A 10,932-nucleotide genomic window follows, 5' to 3' on the forward strand; every position below is an offset into this window, starting at 1 on the left:
GAGTGCGCGGCGGTGATCTCCTGCGGGGCATCTACCAGCAGTCGCGCCGACCACAGTGGGTCAGACAGATCGTTGCCGCGGGCCTCGAGTTCGGTCGCCAGACCGCCATCGGCGATCGACGCGGAATTCTCGGCCACGGCGAATCCCATAGCGCTAATGTAGGGTCGCCGAGTGCGCTGGCCCCCCAGTCGCCTCTCGGTCGCATAACAGCCGCGACACGCCAGGGACACGGTGGCGCGTTACGGGGGCAGCGGGGCGATTCAGGCGATATGTTCTGCGCACACAGTTAAATACCAACGACGCGATTCGGCTTTATCGGTCGCACCGCGCCGGAATATGCGGGTAGCGTCGGGACCACCACCCGACGGTGACTCGTAACCAGCTTCATTTACCGACCGCGAGGAAAGTAGGACTCCACCACCATGGCGCGCATTGGAGACGGCGGTGACCTGCTGAAGTGCTCGTTCTGCGGGAAGAGTCAAAAGCAGGTCAAAAAGCTCATTGCGGGTCCGGGCGTCTACATCTGCGACGAGTGCATCGACCTGTGCAACGAGATCATCGAAGAGGAGCTGGCCGACGCCGACGACGTCAAGCTGGACGAGCTGCCCAAGCCAGCGGAAATCCGTGACTTCCTCGAGGGCTACGTCATCGGCCAGGACACCGCCAAGCGGACGCTTGCCGTCGCCGTATACAACCACTACAAGCGAATCCAGGCCGGCGAGAAGGGCCGGGACTCCCGGTCCGAGCCGGTGGAGCTCACCAAGTCGAATATCTTGATGCTCGGACCGACCGGCTGCGGCAAGACCTACCTGGCCCAGACGCTCGCCAAAATGCTCAACGTGCCGTTCGCCATCGCCGACGCCACCGCGCTGACCGAGGCCGGTTACGTCGGTGAGGATGTCGAGAACATCTTGCTCAAGCTCATCCAGGCCGCCGACTACGACGTCAAGCGCGCCGAGACCGGCATCATCTACATCGACGAGGTCGACAAGATCGCCCGCAAGAGCGAGAACCCGTCGATCACCCGCGACGTCTCCGGCGAAGGCGTCCAGCAGGCCCTACTGAAGATCCTGGAGGGTACCCAGGCATCCGTTCCCCCGCAGGGCGGCCGCAAGCACCCGCATCAAGAGTTCATCCAAATCGACACCACCAACGTGCTGTTCATCGTTGCCGGCGCTTTCGCCGGGTTGGAGAAGATTATTTACGAGCGCGTCGGCAAGCGCGGTTTGGGCTTCGGCGCAGAGGTGCGCTCCAAGGCCGAGATCGACACCACGGATCACTTCGCCGACGTCATGCCCGAGGACCTCATCAAGTTCGGCTTGATTCCCGAATTCATCGGTCGCCTTCCGGTGGTTGCGTCGGTCACCAACCTCGACATGGAGTCGTTGGTCAAGATTTTGTCGGAGCCGAAGAACGCGTTGGTCAAGCAGTACACGCGGCTCTTCGAGATGGATGGCGTGGAACTGGAGTTCACCGACGACGCGCTGGAGGCGATCGCCGATCAGGCGATCCATCGGGGCACCGGCGCCCGCGGCCTGCGGGCGATCATGGAAGAAGTCCTGCTGCCGGTGATGTACGACATCCCGAGCCGCGACGACGTGGCCAAAGTGGTGGTCACCAAGGAGACCGTGCAAGACAACGTGCTGCCGACGATCGTGCCGCGCAAGCCTTCCCGCAGTGAGCGCCGCGACAAGAGCGCCTAGCGCAGCACGTCGTTCGCGTCGCGGGCGGGCCCGCCCGTGCGGACGTGATCAACAACACAGTTTGGGGGGCTACTCATCGGTACCCCACCTCTGACGTCGGTTTTTCCCAGCGCACACGGCGTGCGTAACGGGTGGGACGGCGCCATGGCCGCCAGTACAAGTGTCATAATTGGTACCGCGAGTGACACAAAAACGTGGTGACGGGAGTCGCTCCGACGGCGCGTACCTGAGTCTGCACGCGGAGTGCCTGTCCGGATGAAGATGGAAGGCGAGGACGTTGGATCCGAACGGCAGCGCAGCCGGGTCGAAGTCGGTTAACGGGGCTGCACACGCCGAGAAGGGTCGGCAGCGCCTCGAGAAGGTCGTTATCCGGTTCGCCGGTGACTCCGGCGACGGCATGCAGCTGACCGGTGACCGATTCACTTCTGAGGCAGCGCTTTTCGGAAATGACCTGGCGACCCAGCCGAATTTCCCGGCCGAGATCCGCGCCCCCGCAGGCACTCTTCCAGGGGTTTCGTCGTTCCAGATCCAGATCGCCGACTACGACATTTTGACCGCGGGTGACCGGCCGGACGTGTTGGTGGCGATGAACCCCGCGGCGCTCAAGGCCAACATCGGGGATTTGCCGCGTGGCGGGATGGTGATCGCGAATTCGGACGAATTCACCAAACGCAACCTGACGAAGGTTGGCTACGTGACGAACCCGCTGGAATCCGACGAGCTCGAAGACTACGTCGTGCACCCCGTCGCGATGACCACGCTGACGCTCGGCGCGGTCGAATCGATCGGTGCGTCCAAGAAGGACGGCCAGCGCGCCAAGAACATGTTCGCGCTGGGGCTGTTGTCGTGGATGTACGGGCGACCGATCGAGGCCAGCGAGACCTTCATCAGGGAGAAGTTCGCGCGCAAGCCCGAAGTCGCGCAGACCAACGTGCTGGCCCTCAAGGCGGGCTGGAACTACGGCGAGACCACCGAAGCTTTCGGCACCACCTACGAGGTGTCGCGGGCGACCCTGCCGGCCGGCGAGTACCGGCAGATATCGGGGAACACCGCCCTGGCTTACGGGATCGTCGCGGCCGGCCAGTTGGCGCACATCCCGGTCGTGCTCGGCAGCTATCCGATCACGCCCGCCTCCGATATCTTGCATGAGCTGTCCAAGCACAAGAACTTCGACGTGATCACCTTCCAGGCCGAAGACGAGATCGGTGGCATCTGCGCGGCGATCGGCGCCTCTTACGGCGGTGCCCTGGGCGTCACCAGCACATCGGGTCCGGGCGTTTCGCTGAAGTCCGAAGCGATGGGGCTGGCTGTGATGACCGAGCTGCCGTTGATCGTCATCGACGTGCAGCGGGGCGGCCCCTCCACCGGCCTGCCGACCAAGACCGAGCAGGCCGACCTGTTGCAGGCCCTCTACGGCCGCAACGGTGAGTCGCCGGTGGCCGTGCTGGCGCCGCGGTCGCCGTCGGACTGCTTCGACATCGCCCTCGAGGCGGTGCGCATCGCGGTCTCCTACCACACGCCGGTGATCGTCCTGAGCGACGGAGCCATCGCCAACGGCTCGGAGCCCTGGCAGATCCCGGATGTCGCTGCGCTGCAGTCGATTACGCACACTTTCGCCAAACCGGACGAGCCCTTCCAGCCGTACAACCGCGATCCCGAAACCCTGGCTCGCCAGTTCGCCGTCCCGGGGACGCCCGGCCTGGAACACCGCATTGGCGGGCTGGAAGCGGCCAACGGCTCGGGCAACATCTCCTACGAGCCGATCAACCACGACCTGATGGTGCGCGTGCGGCAGGCCAAGATCGACGGTGTTCGCGTTCCGGATCTGGAGGTCGACGATCCCACCGGAGACGCCGAGCTGCTGCTGATCGGCTGGGGCAGCTCGTACGGGCCGATCGGTGAGGCGTGCCGACGGGCGCGGCGCAAGGGCATCAAGGTCGCACATGCGCATCTGAGATACCTCAGCCCCTTCCCGGCCAACTTGGGCGATGTGCTGCGGAGCTACCCGCAGGTCGTGGCGCCCGAGATGAACTTGGGTCAGCTTGCGCTGATCCTGCGGGGCAAGTATTTGGTCGACGTGCGATCGGTCACCAAGGTTCAGGGTGTTTCCTTCCTGGCGGACGAGATCGGTCGCGTCATTCGGGCCGCGCTGGGCGGGACCCTCGCGGAAATTGAGCGAGACAAGGCGATGGTCGCCAAGTTGTCGGCGGCCACGGTGGGAGCGGGAGCTGAAGAATGACTGGCCTGACAGGCGATCTTGCGGGCACCGACCTCGGATTGACTCCGAGGCTGCACAAAAATGACGGCGTGCCGACGCGGTCTGTCGATGACCAGCCGCAGAAGGCGAAGGACTTCACCAGCGACCAGGAGGTGCGCTGGTGTCCGGGCTGCGGTGACTACGTCATCCTCAACACGATCCGCAATTTCCTGCCCGAGCTGGGCCTGCGCCGCGAGAACATCGTCTTCATCAGCGGCATCGGTTGCTCGAGCCGGTTTCCCTACTATCTGGAGACCTACGGGTTCCACTCGATTCACGGCCGCGCGCCTGCGATTGCGACGGGCCTGGCGTTGGCCCGCGACGATCTGTCGGTGTGGGTGGTCACCGGTGACGGCGACGCGCTGTCGATCGGCGGCAACCACCTGATCCACGCGCTGCGCCGCAACGTGAATATCACGATCTTGTTGTTCAACAACCGGATCTACGGCCTGACGAAGGGCCAGTACTCGCCGACATCGGAAATGGGCAAGATCACCAAGTCGACTCCCATGGGATCGCTGGATTACCCGTTCAACCCCGTGTCGTTGGCGCTGGGCGCGGAGGCGACCTTCGTCGGGCGGGCGCTGGACTCGGACCGCAGTGGCCTCACCGAGGTGCTGCGTGCGGCCGCGCAGCACCGCGGCGCTGCCGTCGTCGAGATCTTGCAGGACTGCCCGATTTTCAACGACGGTTCGTTCGACGCCCTGCGCAAGGAGGGCGCCGAGGAACGGGTGATCAACGTCCGCCACGGTGAGCCGATCGTGTTTGGTGCCGATGGCGCATATTGCGTCGTGAAGTCCGGCTTCGGCCTCGAGGTGGCCAAGACCGCCGACGTCGCCGTCGAGGAGATCGTCGTGCACGACGCGCATGCCGACGACGCGGCTTATGCTTTCGCGCTCTCGCGGCTGTCGGATCAAAACCTCGATCACACGGTGCTGGGGATCTTCCGTGACATCAGCCGGCCCACCTACGACGACGCGGCGCGCGCTCAGGTCCGCGCCGCGCGGTCGTCGAAGCCGTTCGACTCCACCGCCCTGCAATCGCTGTTGCGCGGGCGCGACACCTGGACCGTCAACTGACGTGGCCGAGCGCTTGGCAGGGGTAGTGCTCGCCGGTGGCGAATCGCGGCGCATGGGCCGCGATAAGGCCACCCTTCCGGGCCCCGACGGAGCGGCCACGCTCGCCGAGTATGTCGTCGGCGTTGTCGCGCAGCGCTGCGACCCGGTCTTCGTGATGGCCGCCCCCGGCCAGCCGTTGCCGACGCTGCAGGCCCGCATCATCCGCGACGACGTGCGCGGGCTGGGCCCGTTGCCGGCAACCGGCCGGGGACTGCGCGCGGCGGGGGAGGCGGGTGCCCGCTTCGCGTTCGTCTGCGCGGTCGACATGCCGCTGTTGACAGCCGATTTGGTCGACGACCTCGTCCGGCTGGCCGCGGAAACCGACGCCGATTTGGTGCTGCCGTGGGACGGCCGCAGCCATCCCCTCGCCGCCGTGTACCGCACGGATCTGGCCGAGCGGATCGACGCGTTGGTCGCTGCCGGCGAACGCCGGATGAGCGCACTCATCGATGCCTCCGACGCACAGCAGATCGTGCTGCCGGGCTCGCGCGCACTGACCAACGTCAACACCGACGCCGAACTGCGTGCCGCGCTGCAGCCCGGTGCGTGAATCCCAGAGCGTTATTTGCTATTCGGCTCAGTGGCGCGGGTTCATTAACCCTGTGTAAAAGATATAAGTCGCGCGTTTTGCGCCAACCCGCCTCTTTGGACGCAGATGCAACGAATCGCTGTGGGAAGCAACAACTCTGGTGATTTGGGCCGTGGCTGCGCGCGGCGGGCGCGCTGCGCCCCGAGCAACCGGCTTTCCAATGGCTTCCCGAAAATCTCTGCTGCATTCGATGACTCGATGCCATCTTCCATGCGCAGAACGAAAGATGTTGGTAGTCAATAGGATCGCTCGATGCGATCCCGGGTGTGCGTTCGCGCGCAATGCATGGCGCGCCTATTCGGTCGTATCCCGTTATATCCGGCGCCCGTTCGACGCCGCGGCCTGGGTTCGTGGACGGTTCCGACGCCCGACCCGCGGCTCGGAAAACCGTGTGCCACTTCACAAAAACACCGTGATTCGGCTCACTATCCGATTGCGATCCGCGGAGTTGGGCAACGGCTGGAAACGCGCGGCTGACCAGCAGAGATGACGGAGCGATCGCGCCGTGACCGGCTCGTGATCAGACCGAGACATCTGTTTTCCGAAGATGACGGATGCGATCGGGTTTCGTACGGTCCCTGGTAGCCCGAAACGGGTCAACGAAAAAGTAATCGAAAATTGAATCCACGGACCCGCGTGCGAGCGGGGCTGCGAGCGGTGAAGCCGGTCGCGGCCCGGGGTTCTACCCCGCCGGGCAGATCGAGCGCCCGCCGCTGCGTGCCTGAACGAGACGGCACGTCCCCAGAGCACCTCAAGCACCAACCAAGCATCTCGACCCACCGCGGTGGGTCTGCTTTGGCGCGCGCGCACCGCGAAAGGAAGAAACTTGAAGAACGTCCGCAAGACGCTCATCCTCGCCGCGATCACTGGCACCCTGGTGACGCTGCCCTCCGCCACCGCGACCGCGGAACCGATGGGCTTTGACCCGAACGTTCCCCCCGTCGGGGCCCCCGACGCGCCTCCGCCGCCGGCTCCCGACGCCCCGGCGCCTGCGCCGGTGGCCTTCGACCCCAATGTGGCGCCCCCCGGTCCCGTCTCGGACGCTCTCGCGCCGATCGACGGGCCCTCCGCGCCGGCTCCCGCGGGCTTCGACCCGGCCGTTCCGCCGGCAGCACCGGCGCCGGACGCCCCCCCGCCGCCCGCTGACCCGGCCGCTCCCGCGCCGGACGCTCCGCCGCCGCCTCCGGTTCACAAGGCCTACAGCGTGAACTGGGACGCCATCGCTCAGTGCGAGTCGGGCGGCAACTGGGGGATCAGCACCGGTAATGGGTTCGCCGGAGGACTGCAGTTCACGTCGGGCACATGGCACGCCAACGGTGGCTCGGGCTCTCCGGCCGGCGCCAGCCGTGAGGAGCAGATCCGAGTGGCCGAGAACGTGCTGCACTCGCAGGGCATCGGCGCGTGGCCGGTCTGCGGTCGGCGCGGCTGACACCCGTCGCAACGCAAGGAGTAAAGGAATGCCGGGCCTCGTGCCCGGCATTCCTTGTCTGCGGGTTCGGGTAGCGTCGGGCCGGTGACCGCAACGCCGCGCGAGTTCGACCGCGAGTTCGACCGCGAGTTCGACCGCGAGTTCGACATTGTGTTGTACGGGGCAACCGGCTTCGTGGGCAAACTGACCGCCGAATACCTGGCACGCGCCGGGGCGGGGGCCCGGATCGCGCTCGCCGGCAGGTCAGGGGACCGGTTGCGGGCCGTTCGCGCCACCCTTGGGGAAACGGCGGGGGAATGGCCGGTTCTGACCGCCGACGCGGCGTCGCCCTCGACGCTGGACGAGCTGGCCGCACGGACACACGTCGTCGTCACCACGGTCGGGCCTTACCTCCGCTATGGGTTGCCGCTGGTGGCGGCGTGCGCCGCCGCCGGCACCGACTACGCGGACCTGACCGGTGAGCCGCCGTTCATGCGGGAGAGCATCGACCGATACCACAAGCAGGCCGCCGACACCGGCGCCCGCATCGTGCACGCCTGCGGGTTCGACTCCATCCCCTCGGATATGAGCGTGTATGCGCTGTATCAGGCCGCGCAGCGGGACGCCGCCGGCGAGCTCGGCGACACCCATTTCGTGGTGCGCTCCTTCCGCGGGGCGTTCTCCGGCGGCACCTACGCGTCGATGCTGGAACTCCTGCGCACGGCGTCGAGCAACGCGGACGCGCGCCGGCAGCTGGCCGACCCCTACACGTTGAGCCCCGACCGGGGAGCGGAACCCGACCTGGGTCCCCAGCGGGACCTGCAGTGGCGCCGTGGCCGTGACATCGCGCCGGAACTGTCCGGGGTGTGGACCGCCGGGTTTCTGATGGCGTCCACGAACACCCGCGTCGTGCGTCGCAGCAACGCGTTGCTCGACTGGGCGTATGGCCGCCGGTTCCGCTACGACGAGAACATGAGCGTCGGTTCGTCGCCCCTGGCCCCGGTGGCGTCCGTCGTCGGCACGGGCGTCGGAAACGCATTGTTCGAGGCGGGGAGCCGCTACTTCCGGCTGTTGCCGGATGGCCTGGTGGAGCGGGTGGTGCCCAAGCCGGGCACCGGCCCAAGCGCGGAGTCTCGCGAACGCGGCTACTACCGGACCGAGACCTACACGACCACGACCGACGGTGTCCGCTATGTGGCCCGCATGGAGCAGCGCGGGGACCCCGGTTACAAGGCGACGTCGGTGCTGTTGGGTGAGTGTGGCCTGGCGCTCGCGCTGGACCGCGACAAACTCTCCGATTTGCTGGGTGTCCTGACGCCCGCCGCCGCGATGGGCGACGCCTTGCTCGCGCGCTTCCCGGCCGCCGGTGTCTCGTTGGGGGTCGACCGGCTGCCCGGGTGACCGGCGGTCGTCCCTAGAATTGACCGGTGACCGCCAGCCCGCGCCCCGCCGCCGAGCCGCTGCCCAAGTCGTGGGATCCGGCCGCGATGGAGGACGCGATTTATCAGAAGTGGCTGGATGCCGGCTACTTCCGGGCGGAACCCACCAGCGATAAGCCCGGGTACTCGATCGTGCTGCCGCCGCCGAACGTGACCGGCAGCCTGCACATGGGCCATGCGCTGGAACACACCATGATGGACGCGCTGACCCGACGCAAGCGCATGCAAGGCTATGCGGTGCTGTGGCAACCCGGGATGGACCATGCGGGTATCGCGACGCAAAGCGTGGTGGAAAAGCAGCTGGCGGTCGACGGCAAGACCAAGGAGGACTTCGGTCGGGAGCTCTTCGTCGAGAAGGTCTGGGATTGGAAACGCGAGTCCGGCGGGGCCATCGCCGGCCAGATGCGTCGGCTCGGTGACGGGGTGGACTGGAGCCGCGACCGGTTCACGATGGACGAGGGCCTGTCGCGTGCGGTCCGTACCATCTTCAAGCGGCTTTACGACGCTGGGCTGATCTACCGGGCCGAGCGGCTCGTCAACTGGTCGCCGGTTCTTCAGACGGCGATCTCCGACATCGAGGTCGTGTACGACGAGATCGAGGGGGAGCTGGTCTCGTTCCGCTATGGCTCACTCGACGACGATGAGCCCCACATCGTGGTCGCCACCACCCGCGTCGAAACGATGCTCGGTGACACCGCCATCGCCGTGCATCCCGAGGACAAGCGCTACAGCCATCTGGTCGGGACGACGCTGCCGCATCCGTTCGTTGACCGCGAACTCGTCATCGTTGCCGACGAGCATGTGGACCCCGAATTCGGCACGGGCGCAGTGAAAGTCACGCCCGCCCACGACCCTAACGACTTCGAAATTGGTGTGCGGCATGGCCTGCCGATGCCCAACATCATGGACGCCAGGGCCGTCATCGCCGACACCGGAACGCAATTCGATGGCATGGACCGGTTCGAGGCCCGGGTCGCGGTGCGGGAAGCCTTGGCCGTGCAGGGTCGCATCGTCGAGGAGAAGCGGCCGTACCTGCACACCGTGGGGCATTCGGAGCGCAGCGGCGAGGTCATCGAGCCGCGACTGTCACTGCAATGGTGGGTCAGGGTGGAATCGCTTGCCAAGGCTGCCGGCGACGCGGTACGCAACGGGGACACCGTGATTCATCCCGCAAGCATGGAACCGCGCTGGTTCGGCTGGGTGGACGACATGCGGGACTGGTGCATCTCGCGGCAGCTGTGGTGGGGGCACCGCATCCCCATCTGGTACGGGCCCGACGGCGAACAGGTGTGCGTCGGTCCCGACGAGACGCCGCCGGAGGGCTGGCAGCAGGATCCCGACGTACTGGACACGTGGTTCTCGTCCGCGCTGTGGCCGTTCTCCACGCTGGGCTGGCCGGAAAAGACTGTCGAGCTCGAAAAATTCTATCCGACAAGCGTTTTGGTCACCGGCTACGACATCTTGTTCTTCTGGGTCGCCCGGATGATGATGTTCGGCACCTTCGTCGGCAGCGACGATGTGATCACGCTCGAGGGCCGGCGCGGTCCACAGGTGCCGTTCACCGACGTCTTTCTGCACGGGCTGATTCGGGATGAGTTCGGACGCAAGATGAGCAAGTCCAGGGGCAACGTCATCGACCCGCTGGACTGGATGGAGATGTTCGGGGCGGACGCGCTGCGGTTCACGCTGGCGCGAGGCGCCAGCCCGGGCGGGGACCTGGCGATCGGCGAGGATCACGTCCGGGCGTCCCGCAATTTCTGCACCAAGCTCTTCAACGCCACCAGGTACGCGCTGATCAACGGCGCCGCATGGCGCCCGGGGGAGACGCTGCCCCCGCAGGCCGAGCTGACCGACGCCGATCGTTGGATTCTCGGAAGACTGGAAGAGGTTCGCGCCGAAGTGGATTCGGCATTCGACTGTTACGAGTTCAGCCGGGCCTGCGCGGCGCTCTACCACTTCACCTGGGACGAATTCTGTGACTGGTATGTCGAATTGGCCAAGACGCAGCTGGCCGAGGGACTCACAGACACCGCCTCGGTGCTGGCGACGGTGCTCGACACGCTGCTGCGGTTGCTGCATCCCGTCACGCCGTTCCTCACCGAAGCTTTGTGGCAGGCACTCAGCAACCAGGAGTCGCTGGTGATCGCCGACTGGCCGCAGCCGTCCGGCATCGCCTTGGATCTGGTTGCGGCGCAGCGCATCAGCGATTTGCAGCGGCTGGTCAGCGAGGTTCGCCGGTTTCGCAGCGATCAGGGTTTGGCCGATCGGCAAAAGGTGCCGGCCCGGTTGGCCGGCATCGAGGACTCCGATCTGAGCGGCCAGGTCGGCGCGGTGTCGTCGCTGGCATGGCTCAGCGCGCCGGGTTCGGAGTTCCGCCCGTCGGTGTCACTGGAGGTCCGGCTGGGCCCGGGCATGAAC

Annotated in this window: 8 protein-coding genes; 7 read left to right on the plus strand and 1 reads right to left on the minus strand. The window is 66.3% G+C overall.

What is annotated here, in order from left to right:
- A partial coding sequence (locus JO059_RS08025; RefSeq protein ID WP_293315571.1) for a homocysteine S-methyltransferase family protein occupies positions 1–158 on the minus strand: 158 nt, incomplete at its 3' end.
- 264 nt (positions 159–422) lie between these two features.
- Here JO059_RS08025 and clpX point away from each other — a divergent pair.
- The 7 genes from clpX to JO059_RS08060 all read left to right on the plus strand — a co-directional run.
- Complete coding sequence (clpX, locus tag JO059_RS08030) at positions 423–1,703, plus strand: ATP-dependent Clp protease ATP-binding subunit ClpX (protein WP_293315565.1); 1,281 nt, start codon at positions 423–425, stop codon at positions 1,701–1,703.
- Positions 1,704–1,980: 277 nt separating this feature from the next.
- On the plus strand, positions 1,981–3,942 hold the full coding sequence (locus JO059_RS08035) for a 2-oxoacid:acceptor oxidoreductase subunit alpha (RefSeq protein ID WP_293315566.1): 1,962 nt from the start codon (positions 1,981–1,983) through the stop codon (positions 3,940–3,942).
- A complete protein-coding gene (locus tag JO059_RS08040; RefSeq protein WP_293315567.1) occupies positions 3,939–5,039 on the plus strand; it encodes a 2-oxoacid:ferredoxin oxidoreductase subunit beta in 1,101 nt (366 codons plus the stop codon). Before JO059_RS08035 ends, JO059_RS08040 begins: the two co-directional genes overlap by 4 nt.
- A 1-nt stretch (position 5,040) precedes the next feature.
- Complete coding sequence (mobA, locus tag JO059_RS08045) at positions 5,041–5,628, plus strand: molybdenum cofactor guanylyltransferase (protein WP_293315568.1); 588 nt, start codon at positions 5,041–5,043, stop codon at positions 5,626–5,628.
- A gap of 865 nt (positions 5,629–6,493) precedes the next feature.
- Positions 6,494–7,096 carry a transglycosylase family protein gene (locus JO059_RS22930; RefSeq protein ID WP_366516172.1) on the plus strand — a complete coding sequence of 201 codons (603 nt, stop codon included), beginning with the start codon at positions 6,494–6,496 and terminating at the stop codon, positions 7,094–7,096.
- An 84-nt stretch (positions 7,097–7,180) separates the two neighbouring features.
- A complete protein-coding gene (locus JO059_RS08055) occupies positions 7,181–8,476 on the plus strand; it encodes a trans-acting enoyl reductase family protein (RefSeq protein WP_293315569.1) in 1,296 nt (431 codons plus the stop codon).
- A 26-nt stretch (positions 8,477–8,502) separates the two neighbouring features.
- On the plus strand, positions 8,503–10,932 hold a 2,430-nt coding region (locus JO059_RS08060), incomplete at its 3' end, for a valine--tRNA ligase (RefSeq protein ID WP_293315570.1).

Origin of the sequence: Mycobacterium sp. (assembly GCF_019247615.1) — a bacterium.
In the GTDB taxonomy this organism is placed as follows: domain Bacteria; phylum Actinomycetota; class Actinomycetes; order Mycobacteriales; family Mycobacteriaceae; genus Mycobacterium.

Bases quoted from the DNA above. Each gene is read 5' to 3' on its own strand.
- clpX (WP_293315565.1), top strand. From the start codon at position 423: ATGGCGCGCATTGGAGACGGCGGTGACCTGCTGAAGTGCTCGTTCTGC.
- JO059_RS08040 (WP_293315567.1), top strand. From the start codon at position 3,939: ATGACTGGCCTGACAGGCGATCTTGCGGGCACCGACCTCGGATTGACT.